This is a genomic window from Pelomonas dachongensis, assembly GCF_043555865.1.
GTDB lineage: Bacteria > Pseudomonadota > Gammaproteobacteria > Burkholderiales > Burkholderiaceae_C > Pelomonas > Pelomonas dachongensis.
Genome location: NZ_JBIGHY010000006.1, coordinates 239,225 through 256,179, shown reverse-complemented (window position 1 = coordinate 256,179; position 16,955 = coordinate 239,225). Strand labels below are relative to the sequence as shown.

The following is a 16,955-nucleotide window of genomic DNA, read 5'->3' as shown; positions in this document are numbered from 1 at the left end:
CATTTTGCGACCTCTAAACTCCGCGCATGCCCTTCCCCACGCCCTTCAAGCACTGCCCGAACTGCGGCACCGAAGTGGAGCTGCGCGTGCCGGCCGACGACAGCCGCGAACGCGCGGTGTGCCCGGCCTGCCACGCCATCCACTACCAGAACCCGCTCAACGTGGTGGGCACGCTGCCGGTGTGGGAGGCGGACGGCCGCGTGCTGCTGTGCCGCCGCGCCATCGAGCCGCGCCGCGGCCTGTGGACGCTGCCCGCCGGCTTCATGGAGCTCGGGGAGACGACCGCCGAGGGCGCGCTGCGCGAGACGCACGAGGAAGCCGGCGCCGACATCGAGATGGGCGGGCTGTACACCGTGCTGAACGTGATGCGCGTGGGCCAGGTTCACCTGTTCTACCGCGCCACGCTGCGCTCGCCGGACTTCAACCCCGGCCCCGAATCGCTGGAGGCGCAGCTGTTCGCCGAGCAAGAGATCCCGTGGGACGAGATCGCGTTCAAGACCACGCGCGAGACGCTGCTTCGCTTCTTCGACGATCGCCGCGCCGGCCGCGGATACGGGCTGCACGAGATCGACATCGCCTGAACTCGGGCGCATCATCCGCTCATCCCCAAGGACGCAAGGGAGGCCGACATGCCGACACGACGCGCGTGGTGCAAGACGGGGCTGGGATGGATGGGCGGGCTGGCCATGGCCGGGTCGGCGGCTGCGGCGCCGGGCACGCCGGCGGCACCGCCGTTGCGCGCCGTGGGCTCGCAGTTCTCGCGCATCTTCGAGGGCACCGAGGGCCAACCGCCCAAAGGCCTGGCCGTGGACCTGCTCGGGCAGATGTTCGGTGACGGCGTGCGCTGCGAGTGGGTGCCGTGGTCGCGTGCGCAGCTGATGGTCGAGCAAGGGGAAGCCGACATCCTCATCGGCCCCTACCGCACGCCGGAGCGCGAGGCGCGCATGCTGTTCAGCGTGCGCTCGTTCTACTCGGACGCCATGGCCTGGTACGCACGTCGCGGCGAAGAGTCGCGCTGGAGCGGCGAGTTCTCCGAGCTGGCGCAGGTGCCCGTGGCCGCCGTGCGCGGCTGGGCCTACGGCAGCCGGTTCGAGCGGCTGAAGCCGTCGCTGGCGCAGCTGACCTGGGTGCAGAACGTCGAGTCCGGCCTGCAGATGCTGGCGCGCCGCCGCGTGGAGCTGTTCGCCGCCAACGACCGCAACTGCCTGCCGGTGCTGCAACGGCTGAATCTCGGTGACGCCTTGACGCGATGCTCGCCGCCGCTGGACGTGCTGCACGGCCACATGGCTTTCGCACGCAGCGCGTCGGGCGAGGCGCTCGCGCAGCGCTACGACCAGACCGTCGAGCGCTGGCTGCGCGGCCCCGACGCCGCGGAGCTGTACCGCCGCTGGGGTGTGGACAAACCGGTCACGGCCGGGTGAGGCTCACCAGCGGAACTGCCCGCTGCCGCGTTCGATGAAGTTCACTGGGGCGATGTCGGGGGTCTCCAGCTCGAAGCTCGCTCGGGTCGGCGCCATGATGGGCCGGCCGTTCAGGCGCGGTGGCTCGAACTCCCAGAGCTCCATCGTGTCCCGAGCCCAGCGCAGCAAGGATTGCGGCATGCCGGGCAGTGCCTTGACTTTCACGTCGCCACAGCGCCCGTCGGTGCCGACCACGCATTCCGCCTGCACGGCCCCGGTCCACCCGGCGCTGCGAACCAGTTCGGGCGGAAACGCGGCGTGCACCTGCTGCAGCACCAGCGGCTTGACGTCCAGATCGACGATCTTCAGCACGCCGTTGCCTTGCCGGTCCGGCGTCACCTGCAAGGTCACGTACAACCCGGTGCTCAGCGTCGCGGGGCGCCCGGTGGCGGCGTCGGTGGGCGGTGGGATGCGCAGCAGTCCGACGCGCTGGCGCACGACCTCCCAGAAGGCGGCGGGATACGCCGACTGGTCATGGGGCCGCAGACCGGCGACCTGCCCCTGCGCATCGAACAACGTATCGAAGACGGCCGTGACGCGGTAGCTGTCGTCTGACACCGCCGCGCCGGCGAAGACCATCAGCGCGGCAGTCGTCAGCGCTCTCCTGATCATCTGCATGTCGGCCTCCCTGGCCTGTGCTCATGTCTGCGCAGATGCTAGCCGACGCGCCATCTTCAGTGCCGCGGCCAGGCTGGCCGGATCGGCCACGCCGCGGCCGGCGATGTCGAAGGCGGTGCCGTGGTCGGGGCTGGTGCGCACGAACGGCAGGCCCAGCGTCACGTTGACGCCGTGCTCCACGCCCAGGTACTTGACGGGGATCAGCCCGTGGTCGTGTGTCATCGCGACGACGACGTCGAACTCGCCACGGCGCGCGCGCATGAAGACGGTGTCAGGCGCGTAGGGGCCGGTGGCGTCCCAGCCCTCGGCGCACGCGTCGGCGATGGCGGGAGCGATGTGATGGATCTCTTCGTCGCCAAACAGGCCACCCTCGCCCGCATGCGGGTTCAAGCCCGCCACGGCGATGCGCGGCGCTTCGAGCCCCATGCGCCTGAGCGCCGTGCCGGTGATGCGCAGGGTCTCCAGGACGGCCTCGCGCGTCACGCGCGCGATGGCGTCGCGCAGCGAGCAATGGATGGTCACCAGCACCGTACGCAGCTCCTCGTTGGCCAGCATCATGCGCACCGGCCTGAGTTGCCCATCCTGGCCGGCCAGCGCCTGCAGCATCTCGGTGTGGCCCGGGTGGGGCGAGCCGGCCGCGTGCAGCGCCTCCTTGTGGATGGGCGCGGTCACCAGCGCACGGCCCCGGCCGGCCTGGATCTCGGCCACGGCCGCCTCGATGCAGCGCGCGGCTGCAGCACCGGCGCGCGCGTCCACGCGGCCCAGCGGCAGGTCGGCGAGCCCCGGCGGCAGCCCCGGCGGTTGCCAGACCGGCAGGCAGTGTGGCGGCACGCGGTGCAGCGCCAGCGGGCTGTCCAGTTCGGCGACGGCCAGACCGCCGCCCAGGCGCGCCAGCGCGGCGCGCATCACCTGCACGTCGGCCACGATGACGGCATCGCGCGGCGCATGCGCCGGCGTGTCAGCCAGCCACAGCCGGGCCAGGATCTCGGGGCCGATCCCGCAGGGGTCGCCCTGGGTCAGCAACAGCGGCAGCGCAGTGGTCATTCAGCGCATTGTCGCCATGCAAACCCGCGTGGACCGCGCGCCACACCGCCTCGCAACACTCATCCGAATGAGCGGTGCGCCGCGAGGCCGCTTCCTAGACTGCCTGCAACGAGCATTCCAAACCGGACGCGGGAACGGGCCTGCAGTCCACCACACCAAGGAGACAACATGTTCGATTCCCGTCGTTGGCGACAACTCGTCGCCGGCCTCTTCTCGGCCGTGCTGGCCACGGCCGCACCGCTGGCCCAGGCCGCGTTCAGCATCACCACGCGCTGGGACAGCGGCAATGCCGCCCAGCCGCAGTACGAGGTGGACACCAATGCCGGCCTGGTCTTCAAGATCCGGGCCTACGACAACGGCGTCAGCACGCAGTCCGCGGGCGACATCTCCAGCCTGGTCTACAACGGCGCGCAGTACCAGAACGCGTCGCGCGGCTCGCAGCTGAACTCGGGCTTCGACTTCCTGTACAGCAACGTGTCGGCCGTCAGCGTCAGCGCCGAGATGGTCTCGGCCACCGGTGCAGCCACGCCGGCCTCCACGGCGCAGAACGGTGTCGTCAGCGGCGGCAGCTACATCAAGATCACCGTCACCAGCAACAGCAGCACCGGTGGCGTGCTGAAGCACTACTACCTGGCCAAGGCGGGTGAGCCGCGCATCTACATGGCCACGCACTTCACCCAGGAGCCCGACACGCTGAACCTGGTGCGATACATCCTGCGCGTGCCGGTGGGTGTGCTGTCCAGCGGCCCGGCTGCGGGCCTGCCCGGCGGCCTGACGCCCAGCGGCAGCTGGGCCCAGGACCTGCGCGGCACCGACACCACCATCGAGTCCGGCGACGTGTTCGGCTTCTCCTCCGGCAGCCTGGCCGGGCAGACGCGCTCCAAGCACTACGCCAACATGCGCGTGAAGGACTGGAGCTTCTTCGGCGGCCGCAACAGCGCCGGCACCGTGGGCCTGTGGTTCTACCGTGACAACCACGAAGGCAGCTCCGGCGGGCCGTTCTACCGCAGCCTGCTCAACCAGATCACCAGCACCGACAACGAGCTGACCTACATCGTCAACTACGGCGAGGCGCAGACCGAGGCCTACCGCATGGGCGTGCTGAACAGCTACACGCTGGTGTTCACCAACGGCAGCGCGCCCACCGCACCCGACACCAGCTGGTTCTCGGTGATGGGCCTGCAAGGCTATGTGCCCGCCTCGGGCCGCGGCACGGTGGCCGGCGTGGGGCTGGCCGGCACGGTGGCGGGCAACACCTACACGGTGGGCTTCTCGAACAACCAGGCGCAGTACTGGGCCGGCGCGAACCTGGCCAGCAACGGCTTCTTCAAGAGCACCGGCATGCTGCCGGGCACCTACACGCTGAAGGTCTACAAGAACGAACTCGCCGTCTACACCGGCAGTGTCACCGTCAACGCCGGCGGCACGACGACGCTGAACACGCTGACCATCAATGCCGACCCGGCAGCCACCACATCGCTGTGGCGCATCGGCAATTGGGACGGCTCGCCCGCCGAGCTGCGCAACGGCGACAAGCTCACCTGGATGCATCCCTCCGACGTGCGCATGGCCAGCTGGGTGCCCGGCAGCTTCGTCGTCGGCAGCTCGGGCAACACGGCCTTCCCGGCTTACCTGTGGAAGAGCGTGAACGACGCGCAGGTGGTGCAGTTCAACCTGAGCGCCGCGCAGCTGAAGGACTCGACCGTGCGCATCGGCATCACCACCGCCTTTGCCGGCGGACGCCCGCGCATCACCGTGAACAACTGGACTGCGGCCAACCCGTCGCCTTCCACGCAACCCGGCACGCGCACCCTGACGGTGGGCACCTACCGCGGCAACAACACGACCTACAGCTTCACCTTGCCCGCCAGCGCGCTGGTGGCCGGCACGAACACGATGACCATCAACGTTATCAGCGGCTCGTCCGGCACCACCTACCTGAGCCCGGGCGTGTCCATCGATGCACTGGACTTCAGCCAGTGAACCTGCGGCAGCCCCTCAAGCGGGGTTGTCCACGTCGATGAACTGCCAGTCCAGGCCCAGGTCCTGAGCGACCTGGGCACCGACGCCCTGCACGCCGTAGCGTTCGGTCGCGTGGTGGCCGGCGGCGATGAAGGCCACGCCCGTCTCGCGGGCATAGTGGGCCTGGGGTTCGGAGATCTCGCCGGTGATGAACACGTCGGCGCCGGCCGCGATCGCCGCCTCGAAGTAGCCCTGCGCGCCGCCCGTGCACCAGGCCACGCGGCGCAGCGGCCGGCCGTCGCCCAACGCCAGCACCGGCTCACGGCCGGTCAGCGTGCGCAGCTGCGCGGCCAGTGCATCCAGCGTGGTCGGCGCGGTGGACCCGATGAAGCCCAGCTCGGCATCGCCGAAGCGCGCCTCCGCCGTCCATCCCAGGCGCTTGCCCAGCTGCGCGTTGTTGCCCAGCTCGGGGTGCGCATCCAGCGGCAGGTGGTAGGCGAACAGGTTGATGTCGTGGCGGATCAGCTGCGCCAGCCGATGCTTCATCCAGCCCGTCACGCGCCCGTCCTGGCCGCGCCAGAACAGGCCGTGGTGGACCAGGATCGCATCGGCACGCGCTTCCACGGCGGCGTCGATCAGCGCCAGGCTCGCGGTGACCCCGCAGACCAGCCGGTTGACCTCCGCTCGGCCCTCGACCTGCAGACCGTTCGGCCCATAATCCTTGAAGCGCGAGGGCTCCAGCATCTGGTTCAGATGGCGCTCCAGCGCGGCGCGGTCGGTCATGGCTTGAGGGGTGTGGGGTGTTGAAAAGGCTCTGGCTGATTTTCGCGCAGGCGGTGACGGTCGCGCTGGGCGTGCTCTTCGTCATCGCGACGCTGAAGCCGCAGTGGCTGCAGCAGGGCCGCTGGCGCGACGCGCCGCCTCCGGTGACGGCCGCGACCGCCCGGGAGATCGCACTGCCGCCCGCGCCGCCGTCGCCCGCAGCCTCGGTCTTGCGAACGGGCTTTGCCCAGGCCGCACGCGCCGCGTCACCGGCTGTCGTCAGCATCACCGCCAGCAAGGCGCCGCCGCGCGCCGCGAATCGCGCACAGGAGCACGGCTTCCCGTTCAACTTCCCGTTTGGCCAGCGCCAGCCGCGCGGTGCGCCGCAGCGCGGGCTGGGCTCGGGCGTCATCATCTCGGCCGACGGCGTGCTGCTGACCAACAACCACGTCGTTGACGGCGCCTCCGACATCGAAGTGCAGCTCACCGACGGCCGCCAGGCGCGTGCCACGCTGGTCGGCACCGATCCCGAGACCGACCTGGCCGTGCTGAAGATAGACCTGCGCGATCTGCCCGTCGTGGCGCTGGGTGACGCAGCCAGCCTGCAGGTGGGCGACATGGTGCTGGCCATCGGCAACCCGTTCAACGTCGGTCAGACGGTGACCTCGGGCATCGTGTCCGCGTTGGGCCGCAACCAGCTCGGCATCAACACTTTCGAGAACTTCATCCAGACCGACGCGGCCATCAACCCCGGCAACTCGGGCGGTGCACTGGTAGATGCCGACGGCCGGCTCATCGGCATCAACACAGCCATCTTCTCTCGCAGCGGCGGCTCGCTGGGCATCGGTTTCGCCATCCCCGTGGACGTGGCCCGTCAGGTGGCAACGGCCATCCTGAAGGACGGCTCCGTAGCACGCGGCTGGATCGGCGTGCAGACGCGCGAGCTGACGCCGGAGCTGGCCGAGGCGCTGAACCTGGGCGACGTCAAGGGCGTGCTGATCGGCGGCGTGATCACAGATGCGCCCGCCGCCCGTGCCGGCATCAAGCCAGGCGACCTGCTGACGCGCGTGGGTGACCATGCAGTGACGTCGCCGGCCGAATTGCTGGCCAGCGTGGCCGCGCTGCCGCCCAAGAGCCGGGTCGAAGTGGCCGTGCAGCGAGCCGGCAAGGCCCTGAGTTTTCAGCTCGCCGTCGAACAGCGCCCGCGGCAGCTGAACGAAGAAGACTGAAGAGGACTGATCAGGGCTCGGCGGCCTCTTCGCCTGCGGCCGGTTTCACGGCGCCTCGCCCGAGGTACGTCGCGGCGAGCAGCCCCACCTCGTAGAGCAGGCACATCGGGATGGCCAGCGCCAGCTGGGACACGATGTCAGGCGGCGTGATGATGGCTGCGATGACGAAGGCCCCGACGATGAAGTAGCCGCGCCATTCGCGCAGTTTCTCGACCGGCACGATGCCCATGCGGGCCAGCACCACCACCACCACCGGCACCTCGAAGGCGGCGCCGAAGGCGATGAACATGTTCATGACGAAGCCCAGGTAGGCCTCGATGTCCGGCGCCGCGGTGATGCTCTTGGGCGCAAAGCTCTGGATGAACTTGAAGACCTGGCCGAAGACGAAGAAGTAGCAGAACGCGACGCCGGCGAAGAACAGCAGCGTGCTCGACACCACCAGCGGCAGCACCAGGCGCTTCTCGTGGGAGTACAGGCCGGGTGCGATGAACGCCCAGGCCTGGTACAGCACCACCGGCAGCGCCAGCATGAAGCCCGCCATCAGCGTGATCTTGACCGGCACAAAGAACGGCGCGATGACGTTCGTGGCGATCATCGTGGTGCCAGCCGGCAGGTGGGCCACCAGCGGCGCCGCCAGCAGGTCGTACAGCGCACCAGGGCCGGGGTAGACGGCCAGCGCGCCGAAGCAGACGGCGATCGCGATGACCGCACGCAGCAGTCGGTCGCGCAGCTCCATCAGGTGCGCGACGAAGGGCTGCTCGGTGCCCGCCAGTTCGTCGTGGTCGGGTTTCTGGAAGGAGCTCATCGGTTCAGGCCTGGGGGCCGGAAGCGCGCCACCCGGGCGGCTCCCGACTGGGTATGTCGCTTCACGCCGGCCTTCTGCTTGAACCACAGCGGCGTGGCGCCGCGCTTCAGGCGCCAGTTCTTCTTCGGATGCCGGTACTCGGGCGTCGGCGTCTGCAGGCTGGCCTCGTACGACGTGCCGTCAGCGGTCACGTCACTCCAGGTCTGGTTCAGTGCCTGCGTGGCGGAGTTGACCTCCTGGCGCACGCTCTGCTCGACGTCGCTGACCGCCGTCTGGAACTGGGACTTCATCTTCTGAAGTTCCTCCAGCTCGATGGAGCGGTTGACCTCGGCCTTCACGTCGGCCACATAGCGCTGCGCCTTGCCCAGCAGCGTGCCCACCGTGCGGGCGACGCGGGGCAGCTTCTCGGGGCCGATGACGATCAACGCCACCGCGCCGATCAGCGCGAGCTTGTCAAAGCCGAAATCCAGCACTCGGTGTCAGCTCAGGACTTGGTCTTGGCGTCGACGTCGACCGTGTTCGGGTCGTTGACCTTGTTGGCGGTGACCTGCTGGGGCGGCACCTGCGGGTCGTCGGCCGTACCGCCGTCCTTCACACCGTCCTTGAAGCCCTTGACGGCGGCGCCCAGATCGGAGCCGACGTTGCGCAGCTTCTTGGTGCCGAAGATGGCAATGACGACGACCAGCACGATCAGCCAGTGCCAAATGCTGAATGAACCCATGATGTTGACTCCTTGAGGACTGGCTCAAATTCTAGGTGACGCCTGTGACACCACCGCGCGGATTGCCGGCAGCTTGTGCCGTACGCAAGCCCTAGGTCGGGGCGGAACTCAGCCTTTCAACCACGGGCGAGGTCCGCCCATCACATGCAGATGCAGGTGATACACCTCCTGACCGCCATCGGGACCGGTGTTGATGACATGGCGAAAGCCCCCCGTGACGCCCAGCTCTTTCATGAGCCGGGGGCCCAGCGCGGCCATCTTGCCCAGCAGCGGGCCGTCGGCCTGCGTCACATCGGCCATGGACGCGATATGGCGCTTGGGGATGATGAGCAGGTGCACCGGCGCCCAGGGGTTGATGTCGTGGAAGGCAAGAACGTCGTCGTCCTCGTAGGCCTTGCGGCTCGGGATCTGGCCGGCGACGATCTTGCAGAAGATGCAGTTGGGGTCGTGGGACACGTCGATTCCTCGTTCAGACGGGCATGGGTTTGCCGTCGTTCCAGTTCAGGAAGCCCCGCACCAGACGGTAGACCAGCCAGATCCAGTTGGCGGCCAGGATGACGAAGCCCACACCGATCCAGACGGTGACCCAGCCCACGATGGCCCACAGCAGGCTCCACCAGAAGCTGCGCATCTGCCAGCTGAAGTGGCTGCGGTAGATCGTGCCCTCGGTGTCGCCCACTTTCACATGGTTGACGATGATGCCGATCAGCGCCGGCAGGCCGGTGAACAGGCCGACCGCGTAGAGGAGATAGACCACCAACGTCAGGGTGCGCAGGCTTTGCAGCTGCTGGGTGTCGACCGCGGGGACGACGTCAAGGTTTCCGGGTTGCATGCTGACTCCGTTTCAATCCTGCGTGCGGGACGCAAATTCTGCGAGGCCGGACAGGCCTTCGCGCCGTGCCAGTTCGGCCAGCACGTCTTCGGGCTTCAGGCCGAAATGCGCCAGCGCGACCAGGCTGTGGAACCACAGGTCGGCCACTTCGTAGACGAGCTTGTGCGGGTCACCGCCCGTCTGCACGTCCTTTGCCGCCATGACAGTCTCGGTGGCCTCCTCGCCGACCTTCTTCAGGATGCTGTCCAGACCCTTGTCGAACAGCTTGGCGACGTAACTGGTGCCCGGGTCGGCACCCTTGCGGCTGTCGATGACCGCGCCGACGCGGCGGAGGATGTCGTCACTCATTCGTAAATCCTGGCGGGGTCCTTCAGCACGGGCTCGGCCACACTCCAGGCACCGTTTTCCAGCTTCTGGAAGAAGCAGCTGTGCCGGCCCGTGTGGCAAGCGATTCCGGGTTCGTGGCCCAGCTGCGTGATGGTCAGCAGCACGACGTCGTTGTCGCAGTCCATGCGGATGGCGTGCACCTGCTGGAAGTGGCCGCTCTCCTCGCCCTTGTGCCACAGCTTGCCCCTGGAACGGCTCCAGTAGACCGCCTGGCCGCGTTCGGCGGTGGCGCTGAGCGCCTCGCGGTTCATCCACGCGAACATCAGCACGTCGCCCGTGCCCTGCTCCTGGGCGATGACAGGCACCAGGCCCTTGTCGTCCCACTTCACTTCATCAAGCCAACTGCTGTTCATTGGAGTCAGTCTAGGTGAGTCGGGCCGGCATGCCCGCGTTCGGTGGCAAACCACTGCAGCACGGGGATGGTGCCGGGCAGCACCGGCTTCACGTGCACCGGCAGCGCGGCCCAGGCCATCTGCTGACCCTCCAGCATCTGAAACTCGCCGGTCCAGTCGAACACTTTGCAGAAGTTCAGCCGCACGCGGGCATGGGGATAGTCCATCACCAGCGTCTGCCACGGGTGTGCGGCGCCGATCTGGATGCCGATCTCCTCCCGCAGCTCGCGCGCCAGGGCCTGCTCGACGCTCTCGCCCGGTTCGACCTTGCCACCCGGGAACTCCCAATAGCCGGCGTAGACCTTGCCTTCGGGGCGGGAGGTCAGCAGGAACTGGCCGTCAGGTTTCACCAGCACGCCGACGGCAACTTCCGTGATGGGACGCGGCTCGTTCATTCGCCGCGCCCCGCCAGGTCACGTGCGAACTGGTAGGCCACCCGACCCGAACGCGAGCCGCGCTCCAGCGCCCACACCAGCGACGGCTGGCGCGCGGCCTCGATGGCCGCGTCATCCAGCCCGAAATGGCGCAGCCACTGCGCCACGATGGCCAGGTACTCGTTCTGGCTGAACGGGTAGAAGCTGATCCACAGCCCAAAGCGCTCGGACAGCGAGATCTTTTCCTCCACCGCCTCGCCGGGGTGGATCTCGCCGTGCTCGCCCCGCGTGCCGGCGAGGTTGTCGACCATCTTCTCGGGTAGCAGGTGGCGACGGTTGCTGGTCGCGTAGATGAGTACGTTGTCGCTGGCGGCCGCGACCGATCCATCGAGCACGCTCTTCAGCGCCTTGTAGCTGGCCTCACCTTCGTCGAAGCTCAAGTCATCGCAGAAAACGACGAAGCGCTCCGGGCGTGCCGCGACCTGTTCGACGAGGTCCGGCAGATCCACCAGGTCGGCCTTGTCGACCTCGATGAGGCGCAGGCCGCGGTCGGCGAACTCATTCAGCACGGCCTTGATCAGCGAACTCTTGCCGGTGCCCTTGGCCCCCGTCAGCAGCACGTTGTTGGCCGGCCGTCCGGCGACGAACTGGGCCGTGTTGCGCAGCAGCTTTTCCTTCTGCGGCTCCACCTCCTGCAGGTCCGCAAGCCGGATGCGGCTGATGGCCCGCACCGGCTCCAGGCACAGCGCGCCATGCCGCCGGCGCGCGCGAAACGCGGTGGACGCGGCCCAGTCGGGCGGCGTGGCGGCATGGGGCATCACGGCCTCCAGCCGGGTCAGCAGACCCTCGGCGCGGGCGAGGAAGGAATCAAGAGCGGCGGACATGCCGCCAGTGTAGTTAGCCGATGCTCTTGAGCGAGGCTTCCAGCTGCTCCGTCGGCAGCCGCTTGAAGCCCGAACGCGCATAGCGCTGCAGCCGGCCGATGATGAAGCAGACCCACACCGACGCCTGCGCGTTGGCATGCACGGTGGGCGTCAGCGACCCCTGCGCCTCGGCCGCTGTGCGCAGCACCTGGCGCAGCGACGACTCGATGCGGTCGAAAAACTGGTTGATGCGCGCGGTCAGCCGCTCGTTCTCGTAGACCAGTGCATCACCCACCATCACGCGGGCCATGCCGGGGTTCTTCTCGCCGAACTGCAGGATCAGCGCGGCGATGCGCGCGGCCTGGCCCGGCATGGGCTGGGGCACATCGACGACCTGGTGGACCAGGCCGAACACGCTGCTCTCGATGAAGTCGATGAGCGCCTCGAACATCTGCGCCTTGCTGGCGAAGTGGCGGTACAGCGCCGCCTCGCTGACGTCCAGCCGGGCCGCCAGCGCGGCAGTGGTGATGCGGTCGGCGCCGGGCTGCTCCAGCATGCCGGCCAGCACCTGCAGGATCTGCGTGCGGCGCTCGCCGGGCTTGGGGCGCTTCCTGGGCGCGGGGCTGGGGAAGTCGGCGGCGGCCGGCAGGTCGGCGTCCATGACGGGCACCTAGTCCCGCAGCCAGCCCAGCCGGCGCGCTTCGTAGATCGCCTCGACCTTGGAGCGCACGTGCAGCTTGCGGTAGACGCGCTTCACGTAGGTCATCACCGTGTGCGGCGAGACCTGCATGAACTGCGCGATCTCATCGAACGTGAAGCCCTTGGCCGCAAGATGCAGCACGCGCGATTCCTGCTCGGACAGCGCGACGACTTCCTCGTCGGCCATCGCCGCAGCCATCGCCTCGGGCGACGGGCCGCTGCTGCCCTGCGCGCCGGGCGCCAGGCGCGTCAGCAATCGGCGCGCGATGATCGGGCTGATGGGGCTGCCGCCGGCGCGCAGCGAGCGCAGCTGGCCGGGCAGGTCCAGCGCGAGGCTGTCCTTCAGCAGGTAGCCGGTGGCGCCGGCCTCGATGCTCGACACCACGTGCTGCTCGTCGCCGAACACGGAGATGACCATGACCTCGCACTGCGGGCGCGTCTGCGCGGCGTGGCGGATCAGCTCGATGCCGCTGCCGCCAGGCAGGTCCAGGTCCACCAGCAGCACGTCGGGCAGCAATTGGTCGAACATGCGCCGGCCCTGCGGCAGATCGGGCGCGATGCCCAGCAACTCGATGTCGGGCACGCTGGACAGCGCGTGTGTGAAGCCTTCGCGGAAGCGGGCTTGGTCTTCAACAATCAGGACCGAAAAGGAGGTCATCGAGTCAGCAGGGGCAACGGGTAACGCGTGTTTCGCTTGGCGGGTGGAGGATACCCCTGAACCCCGCGGACACCACTTCAGAACTTGGGAGAGCGCGCCAGCACGGCCAGCGAGCGCACACGCCGACTGACGTAGGAAGGGCGGCGGTGCAGGCGCTGCGCGCCGGCCTGGCGCATCCAGCGCTGCATCCAGACGGTGGCCATCCCCAGCCGGCGCGCGGTCTTCTGGTGCATCAGCGTGTCTTCCACCAGGATGCACTGCTGCGGCCTCAGACCCAGCCTGGCCAGCACGATGCGGAACATGCGCGCGTCCGGCTTGGGCCGCGACTGCCCGAAGCAGACCATGTCTTCGACGCAGATCAACTGCTCGAAGAAACCTTGCAGGCCGACCCTCTTCAGCACCCGCTCGGCGTACGAGCGCGGCGCGTTGGTCATCAGGAACTTGCGGCCCGGCAGCCGGCGCAGCGCCGCCAGATCGTGCGCATGGCCATGCAGGTGCGGCTCCAGTCCCGGCAACAGGTGGGTCTCGTGCAGGAAGTGCGCGGGCTTCACGCCGTGGTGGCGCTGCAGGCCGGTCAGCGTCGCGCCGTAGCGCAGCCAGTAGTGGTTGCGCAGCGTGGCCGCCTCGGCCGCGGTCATGCCCAGGTGGGTCTCGATGTAGGTGGCCATCGACGCATTCAGCTCGACGAACGCACGGTGGGAGGCGTTGTGCAGCGTGTCGTCGAGATCGAACAGCCAGACGCGGTCGCGTGGGTTCATCGAGAGGAGATCATCGTGCCGTAGGCTTGGTCGGTCAGCACTTCCAGCAGCATGGAGTGCGGGACGCGGCCGTCGATGATGTGCACCGCGTTGACGCCGCTCTTGGCCGCGTCGATGGCGCCGGCGATCTTGGGGATCATGCCGCCGCTGATGGTGCCGTCGGCCACCAGCTCGTCGATGCGGCGCGGTGTCAGCTCGGTCAACAGCTGGCCCTGCTTGTCCAGCACGCCGCGGATGTTGGTCAACATCAGCAGCTTTTCGGCCTGCAGCACGGTGGCCAGCTTGGCCGCCACGACGTCGGCGTTGATGTTGTAGCTCTCGTTCTTCTCGCCGAAGCCGATGGGACTGACGACCGGGATGAACTGGTCGTCCTGCAGCGCTTTCACGACGCTGGGGTCGATGGAGACGATGTCGCCCACCTGGCCGATGTCGTGCTCCTTGGCAGGGTCGTCCCTGTCGACCATCTTCAGCTGGCGCGCGCGGATCATGCCGCCGTCACGGCCGGTCAGTCCAACGGCCTTGCCGCCGGCGGCGTTGATCAGGCCCACGATGTCCTGCTGCACCTCGCCGGCCAGCACCCATTCGACGACGCTCATGGTCTCGGCGTCAGTGACGCGCATGCCCTGGATGAAGTGGCCCTTCTTGCCCAGCTTGTTCAGTGCGTCCTCGATCTGCGGGCCACCGCCGTGCACCACGACCGGGTTCAGGCCCACCAGCTTCAGCAGCACCACGTCCTCGGCGAAGTCCTGCTGAAGTTCCGGGTCGGTCATCGCGTTGCCGCCGTACTTGATGACGATGGTCTTGCCGTGGAACCTGCGGATGTAGGGCAAGGCCTGCGAGAGGATCTCGGCCTTCTCGCGCGGGGCGATGTGGGAGACGTCGGTGGTGTGAGGGGTGGTCATGCAGGAATCTCCGGAGATTTGGGCGGCATTCTAGGAAGAGCGTCTCAGCTGGGCTGCTTGAACACCACCCGGCACTGGCGCTTGTAGGCCCACCAGGCCGATACGCTGGCCGTCAGCAGCGCCGTCAGCGCGGCCCACGCGACCACTGAGACGCCGTCGAATCCTGCCCCGCGCTGCTGCGGCCACTCAAACAGGGCCAGCGCCGCCCCCGCGCCCAGGAAGGACTGCACAAAGCGCAGCATCCAGAACTTCACGAGGAGAGTCGTCACGCGGGCTCCCGGCCGGTCTTGCAAGACCGGCATTGTTGCCCGTGGCGAAAATGCCGCCATGCACGCCCGCACCTACCTGAAGCTCTCCGTCGCGACCGCGCTGGTGACCATCGCACTGAAGACGGCCGCCTGGTGGTGGACCGGCTCGGTCAGCCTGGCGGCGGACGCGCTGGAATCGCTGGTCAACCTGGCGGGTGCCGTGTTCGCGCTGGCCATGGTCACGCTGGCCGCCCAGCCGCCCGACGAAGAGCACCCCTACGGCCACCACAAGGCCGAATACTTCTCCAGCGGCTTCGAGGGCATCCTCATCATCGCGGCGGGCTTGGGCATCCTGTGGGGTGCCGTGGACCGCTGGCGGCACCCCGAGCCGCTGCAGGCCATCGGGCTGGGCGTCACGCTCGCCGTCGTCAGCTCGACGCTGAACGGCCTGATGGCCTGGGCCATGCTGCGCAAAGCGCGCGAGGTGCGCTCCGTGGCGCTGGAGGGCGACGCCCGCCATCTGATCACCGACGTCTGGACCTCCGCCGGCGTGGTGGCCGGGCTGATCGGCGTGATGGCCACCGGCTGGCACTGGCTCGACCCCCTGCTGGCGATGGTCGTCGCGCTGAACATCCTGAGAGAGGGCGTGCACCTGCTGCGTGAATCCAGCAACGGCCTGATGGACCGCGCGCTGGACGACGACGACCAGGCCCGCGTGCAGGCGGTGCTTGACGGCTTTCGTGAGCCCCACGGCTTGCGCTTCGACCACATCGCCACCCGTGTCGCCGGCCAGCGCCACTTCATCGACCTGCACATGCACTTGCCCGCCAACTGGACATTGGCCCGCTCGGCCGCGCTGCGGGCCGAGGTGGAGCAGGCCTTGATGCAGGCCATTCCCCACCTGCACGCCAGCATCCAGTTGCTGCCCATGGACGTGGAACCCCGAACGCTGGACGACCAGGAGACGACGAAGTGATTGCGGTCTTGCAACGGGTGCGCGAAGCGCGCGTGGAAGTGGGCGGCGCCGTCGTGGGCGCCATCGGCCAGGGCTTGCTGGTGCTGGTCTGCGCCGAGCCCACCGACACCGAAGCCACCGCCGAGAAGCTGATCGCCAAGGTCCTGAAGCTGCGCGTATTCAGCGACGACGCCGGCAAGATGAACCGCAGCGTGCAGGACGTGGGCGGCGGGCTGCTCATCGTCAGCCAGTTCACGCTGGCCGCCGACACCTCTGGCGGCAACCGGCCCAGCTTCACCGGTGCGGCGCCGTCCGAGCTGGGACGGCGGCTCTACGAACACGCGCTGGCGATTGCGCGCCAGCAGCACCCAGTGGTCGCCAGCGGGGAGTTCGGCGCCGACATGCAGGTGCACCTGGTCAACGATGGCCCCGTCACCCTTCCGATGCGGATGAACTGATGACCACACCCAATATCGTCCTGATCGATGCCACGGCCGGCCGCGAGCCGGCGCTGGACCAGCCCCGCGCGGACCGGCGCGTGCAGGGCGCGCCGCAGCGCCGCACGTGGACGCTGCACGAGGCGGGCCCCATGAGCGCCGGCATATGGGAATGCGAACCGGGCCGCTGGCGCATCGTGTTTCCCGCCGGGCGGCAGGAGTATTTCCATGTGCTGCAGGGCCGCGTGCGGCTGCATGGCCCGGCGGGCACGGTTGACATCGGCCCCGGCCAGGGCGCCGTCATCCCGCCGGGGTTCGAGGGGGAGTTCGAGGTGGTGGAGGCAGTGAGGAAGCATTTCGTCTTCGTTGATGTGAACGCATGACGAGGGCACCGAGAACGGCGGCCTGATCCAGAAAGGCGTCATCGGCGCCGACTGCAAGCCCAATGGCTGGCTGAGCCTCAGCTTCGACCGCTTCCGCCAGGGCCAGGTCATCCAGCTGCTGCATGCCGAGCAGGGCGGCCAGCCCGTCAGCACACTAGCATCAACGAAGAGCCCGACGGCCTGCAGATGGACGTGCTACAGGCGCACCGAAAAGGTCGACGCCGCGTTCAAGCTGGAGCCCGAGGCGCGCAAGGCCGCTATCCCGGCCATGCGCGAGCAGGGTCGGCTGCCGGCCAACCGCGTGCGCCTGGGCAACACGCTCAGCAAGTCCTCGGCGCTGACGCTCAGCGACGCCAGCGGCAAGCCGCGGCTGATGCTGATGCTGATGGTCACGCCCGACGGCAAGCCCAGCATCCAGTTCCCGGACGACAAGGGCAAGCCGGCCAGGATCATCGACCTGTAAACC

General features: G+C 68.4%; 25 protein-coding genes. 8 read left to right on the top strand and 17 right to left on the bottom strand.

Annotation, left to right across the window (positions count from 1 at the left end; translation table 11 throughout):
* The first annotated feature begins 26 nt into the window (after nucleotides 1–26).
* Both ACG02S_RS17655 and ACG02S_RS17650 read left to right on the top strand, forming a co-directional pair.
* Nucleotides 27–581: an NUDIX hydrolase gene (locus ACG02S_RS17655; protein WP_394471791.1), complete on the top strand. Its 555-nt coding sequence runs from the start codon at nucleotides 27–29 to the stop codon at nucleotides 579–581.
* Nucleotides 582–629: 48 nt separating this feature from the next.
* The gene (locus ACG02S_RS17650; protein ID WP_394471790.1) at nucleotides 630–1,421 is read left to right on the top strand and encodes a substrate-binding periplasmic protein; all 792 of its coding nucleotides are present in this window, start codon (nucleotides 630–632) and stop codon (nucleotides 1,419–1,421) included.
* A gap of 3 nt (nucleotides 1,422–1,424) precedes the next feature.
* On the opposite strand, the gene ACG02S_RS17645 is transcribed toward ACG02S_RS17650, so the two are convergent.
* Together ACG02S_RS17645 and pdxA are read right to left on the bottom strand one after the other, a co-directional pair.
* Complete coding sequence (locus tag ACG02S_RS17645; protein ID WP_394471789.1) at nucleotides 1,425–2,078, bottom strand: energy transducer TonB; 654 nt, start codon at nucleotides 2,076–2,078, stop codon at nucleotides 1,425–1,427.
* Between the two features lie 21 nt (nucleotides 2,079–2,099).
* Nucleotides 2,100–3,122 (bottom strand): 4-hydroxythreonine-4-phosphate dehydrogenase PdxA, encoded by a 1,023-nt coding sequence (pdxA, locus tag ACG02S_RS17640; RefSeq protein WP_394471788.1) that lies wholly within the window; start codon nucleotides 3,120–3,122, stop codon nucleotides 2,100–2,102.
* Nucleotides 3,123–3,290: 168 nt separating this feature from the next.
* On the opposite strand from pdxA, the gene ACG02S_RS17635 reads away from it, so the two are divergent.
* Entirely contained in the window at nucleotides 3,291–5,105 is a 1,815-nt protein-coding gene (locus ACG02S_RS17635) for a rhamnogalacturonan lyase B N-terminal domain-containing protein (protein WP_394471787.1), read from the top strand.
* Between the two features lie 15 nt (nucleotides 5,106–5,120).
* On the opposite strand, the gene ACG02S_RS17630 is transcribed toward ACG02S_RS17635, so the two are convergent.
* Complete coding sequence (locus ACG02S_RS17630) at nucleotides 5,121–5,867, bottom strand: Nif3-like dinuclear metal center hexameric protein (protein ID WP_394471786.1); 747 nt, start codon at nucleotides 5,865–5,867, stop codon at nucleotides 5,121–5,123.
* Nucleotides 5,868–5,884: 17 nt separating this feature from the next.
* Here ACG02S_RS17630 and ACG02S_RS17625 point away from each other — a divergent pair, with 17 nt between their 5' ends.
* On the top strand, nucleotides 5,885–7,075 hold the full coding sequence (locus tag ACG02S_RS17625) for a S1C family serine protease (RefSeq protein WP_394471785.1): 1,191 nt from the start codon (nucleotides 5,885–5,887) through the stop codon (nucleotides 7,073–7,075).
* 10 nt (nucleotides 7,076–7,085) lie between these two features.
* On the opposite strand, the gene tatC is transcribed toward ACG02S_RS17625, so the two are convergent.
* From tatC to ACG02S_RS17555, 14 genes are all read right to left on the bottom strand, one after another.
* Nucleotides 7,086–7,880 (bottom strand): twin-arginine translocase subunit TatC, encoded by a 795-nt coding sequence (tatC, locus tag ACG02S_RS17620; RefSeq protein ID WP_394471784.1) that lies wholly within the window; start codon nucleotides 7,878–7,880, stop codon nucleotides 7,086–7,088.
* Entirely contained in the window at nucleotides 7,877–8,353 is a 477-nt protein-coding gene (tatB, locus tag ACG02S_RS17615) for a Sec-independent protein translocase protein TatB (RefSeq protein WP_394471783.1), read from the bottom strand. The genes tatC and tatB overlap by 4 nt, the downstream gene beginning before the upstream one ends.
* An 11-nt stretch (nucleotides 8,354–8,364) precedes the next feature.
* Nucleotides 8,365–8,601, bottom strand: a complete 237-nt coding sequence (gene tatA / locus ACG02S_RS17610; protein WP_394471782.1) for a Sec-independent protein translocase subunit TatA — start codon at nucleotides 8,599–8,601, stop codon at nucleotides 8,365–8,367.
* Between the two features lie 108 nt (nucleotides 8,602–8,709).
* Nucleotides 8,710–9,057 carry a histidine triad nucleotide-binding protein gene (locus ACG02S_RS17605; protein WP_394471781.1) on the bottom strand — a complete coding sequence of 116 codons (348 nt, stop codon included), beginning with the start codon at nucleotides 9,055–9,057 and terminating at the stop codon, nucleotides 8,710–8,712.
* 13 nt (nucleotides 9,058–9,070) lie between these two features.
* Nucleotides 9,071–9,433, bottom strand: coding sequence for a DUF4870 family protein (locus tag ACG02S_RS17600; protein ID WP_394471780.1), 363 nt, complete (start codon nucleotides 9,431–9,433; stop codon nucleotides 9,071–9,073).
* 12 nt (nucleotides 9,434–9,445) lie between these two features.
* Complete coding sequence (locus ACG02S_RS17595; RefSeq protein ID WP_394471779.1) at nucleotides 9,446–9,781, bottom strand: phosphoribosyl-ATP diphosphatase; 336 nt, start codon at nucleotides 9,779–9,781, stop codon at nucleotides 9,446–9,448.
* On the bottom strand, nucleotides 9,778–10,173 hold the full coding sequence (gene hisI, locus ACG02S_RS17590) for a phosphoribosyl-AMP cyclohydrolase (protein ID WP_394471778.1): 396 nt from the start codon (nucleotides 10,171–10,173) through the stop codon (nucleotides 9,778–9,780). Before hisI ends, ACG02S_RS17595 begins: the two co-directional genes overlap by 4 nt.
* Nucleotides 10,174–10,178: 5 nt before the next feature.
* Nucleotides 10,179–10,607, bottom strand: coding sequence for an NUDIX domain-containing protein (locus ACG02S_RS17585; protein WP_394471777.1), 429 nt, complete (start codon nucleotides 10,605–10,607; stop codon nucleotides 10,179–10,181).
* Nucleotides 10,604–11,470 carry an ATP-binding protein gene (locus ACG02S_RS17580; protein WP_394471776.1) on the bottom strand — a complete coding sequence of 289 codons (867 nt, stop codon included), beginning with the start codon at nucleotides 11,468–11,470 and terminating at the stop codon, nucleotides 10,604–10,606. The genes ACG02S_RS17585 and ACG02S_RS17580 overlap by 4 nt, the downstream gene beginning before the upstream one ends.
* A 13-nt stretch (nucleotides 11,471–11,483) precedes the next feature.
* Nucleotides 11,484–12,110 (bottom strand): nucleoid occlusion factor SlmA, encoded by a 627-nt coding sequence (slmA, locus tag ACG02S_RS17575; protein ID WP_394471775.1) that lies wholly within the window; start codon nucleotides 12,108–12,110, stop codon nucleotides 11,484–11,486.
* Between the two features lie 9 nt (nucleotides 12,111–12,119).
* A complete protein-coding gene (locus tag ACG02S_RS17570) occupies nucleotides 12,120–12,806 on the bottom strand; it encodes a response regulator (RefSeq protein WP_394471774.1) in 687 nt (228 codons plus the stop codon).
* 77 nt (nucleotides 12,807–12,883) lie between these two features.
* A complete protein-coding gene (locus ACG02S_RS17565; RefSeq protein WP_394471773.1) occupies nucleotides 12,884–13,564 on the bottom strand; it encodes a pyrimidine 5'-nucleotidase in 681 nt (226 codons plus the stop codon).
* Nucleotides 13,561–14,466: an acetylglutamate kinase gene (gene argB, locus ACG02S_RS17560; protein ID WP_394471772.1), complete on the bottom strand. Its 906-nt coding sequence runs from the start codon at nucleotides 14,464–14,466 to the stop codon at nucleotides 13,561–13,563. Before argB ends, ACG02S_RS17565 begins: the two co-directional genes overlap by 4 nt.
* Nucleotides 14,467–14,510: 44 nt before the next feature.
* Entirely contained in the window at nucleotides 14,511–14,735 is a 225-nt protein-coding gene (locus ACG02S_RS17555; protein WP_394471771.1) for a hypothetical protein, read from the bottom strand.
* 58 nt (nucleotides 14,736–14,793) lie between these two features.
* Here ACG02S_RS17555 and ACG02S_RS17550 point away from each other — a divergent pair, with 58 nt between their 5' ends.
* From ACG02S_RS17550 to ACG02S_RS17535, 4 genes are all read left to right on the top strand, one after another.
* Entirely contained in the window at nucleotides 14,794–15,690 is an 897-nt protein-coding gene (locus ACG02S_RS17550; protein WP_394471770.1) for a cation diffusion facilitator family transporter, read from the top strand.
* Nucleotides 15,687–16,127 carry a D-aminoacyl-tRNA deacylase gene (gene dtd, locus ACG02S_RS17545; protein ID WP_394471769.1) on the top strand — a complete coding sequence of 147 codons (441 nt, stop codon included), beginning with the start codon at nucleotides 15,687–15,689 and terminating at the stop codon, nucleotides 16,125–16,127. Before ACG02S_RS17550 ends, dtd begins: the two co-directional genes overlap by 4 nt.
* Entirely contained in the window at nucleotides 16,127–16,489 is a 363-nt protein-coding gene (locus tag ACG02S_RS17540; RefSeq protein WP_394471768.1) for a cupin domain-containing protein, read from the top strand. Before dtd ends, ACG02S_RS17540 begins: the two co-directional genes overlap by 1 nt.
* A 268-nt stretch (nucleotides 16,490–16,757) precedes the next feature.
* Nucleotides 16,758–16,952, top strand: a complete 195-nt coding sequence (locus ACG02S_RS17535) for a hypothetical protein (RefSeq protein ID WP_394471767.1) — start codon at nucleotides 16,758–16,760, stop codon at nucleotides 16,950–16,952.
* The last annotated feature ends 3 nt before the right edge of the window (nucleotides 16,953–16,955 follow it).

What these genes read in the sequence shown, in the direction of transcription:
- ACG02S_RS17655 (WP_394471791.1), top strand. Translation starts at nt 27, where the DNA reads ATGCCCTTCCCCACGCCCTTCAAGCACTGCCCGAACTGCGGCACCGAA.
- ACG02S_RS17600 (WP_394471780.1), bottom strand. Translation starts at nt 9,433, where the DNA reads ATGCAACCCGGAAACCTTGACGTCGTCCCCGCGGTCGACACCCAGCAG.
- pdxA (WP_394471788.1), bottom strand. Translation starts at nt 3,122, where the DNA reads ATGACCACTGCGCTGCCGCTGTTGCTGACCCAGGGCGACCCCTGCGGG.
- ACG02S_RS17595 (WP_394471779.1), bottom strand. Translation starts at nt 9,781, where the DNA reads ATGAGTGACGACATCCTCCGCCGCGTCGGCGCGGTCATCGACAGCCGC.
- ACG02S_RS17540 (WP_394471768.1), top strand. Translation starts at nt 16,127, where the DNA reads ATGACCACACCCAATATCGTCCTGATCGATGCCACGGCCGGCCGCGAG.
- argB (WP_394471772.1), bottom strand. Translation starts at nt 14,466, where the DNA reads ATGACCACCCCTCACACCACCGACGTCTCCCACATCGCCCCGCGCGAG.
- hisI (WP_394471778.1), bottom strand. Translation starts at nt 10,173, where the DNA reads ATGAACAGCAGTTGGCTTGATGAAGTGAAGTGGGACGACAAGGGCCTG.
- ACG02S_RS17570 (WP_394471774.1), bottom strand. Translation starts at nt 12,806, where the DNA reads ATGACCTCCTTTTCGGTCCTGATTGTTGAAGACCAAGCCCGCTTCCGC.
- ACG02S_RS17650 (WP_394471790.1), top strand. Translation starts at nt 630, where the DNA reads ATGCCGACACGACGCGCGTGGTGCAAGACGGGGCTGGGATGGATGGGC.
- ACG02S_RS17630 (WP_394471786.1), bottom strand. Translation starts at nt 5,867, where the DNA reads ATGACCGACCGCGCCGCGCTGGAGCGCCATCTGAACCAGATGCTGGAG.
- ACG02S_RS17580 (WP_394471776.1), bottom strand. Translation starts at nt 11,470, where the DNA reads ATGTCCGCCGCTCTTGATTCCTTCCTCGCCCGCGCCGAGGGTCTGCTG.
- ACG02S_RS17535 (WP_394471767.1), top strand. Translation starts at nt 16,758, where the DNA reads ATGCGCGAGCAGGGTCGGCTGCCGGCCAACCGCGTGCGCCTGGGCAAC.
- ACG02S_RS17550 (WP_394471770.1), top strand. Translation starts at nt 14,794, where the DNA reads ATGCACGCCCGCACCTACCTGAAGCTCTCCGTCGCGACCGCGCTGGTG.
- ACG02S_RS17565 (WP_394471773.1), bottom strand. Translation starts at nt 13,564, where the DNA reads ATGAACCCACGCGACCGCGTCTGGCTGTTCGATCTCGACGACACGCTG.
- ACG02S_RS17635 (WP_394471787.1), top strand. Translation starts at nt 3,291, where the DNA reads ATGTTCGATTCCCGTCGTTGGCGACAACTCGTCGCCGGCCTCTTCTCG.
- slmA (WP_394471775.1), bottom strand. Translation starts at nt 12,110, where the DNA reads ATGGACGCCGACCTGCCGGCCGCCGCCGACTTCCCCAGCCCCGCGCCC.
- ACG02S_RS17585 (WP_394471777.1), bottom strand. Translation starts at nt 10,607, where the DNA reads ATGAACGAGCCGCGTCCCATCACGGAAGTTGCCGTCGGCGTGCTGGTG.
- tatC (WP_394471784.1), bottom strand. Translation starts at nt 7,880, where the DNA reads ATGAGCTCCTTCCAGAAACCCGACCACGACGAACTGGCGGGCACCGAG.
- tatA (WP_394471782.1), bottom strand. Translation starts at nt 8,601, where the DNA reads ATGGGTTCATTCAGCATTTGGCACTGGCTGATCGTGCTGGTCGTCGTC.
- ACG02S_RS17645 (WP_394471789.1), bottom strand. Translation starts at nt 2,078, where the DNA reads ATGCAGATGATCAGGAGAGCGCTGACGACTGCCGCGCTGATGGTCTTC.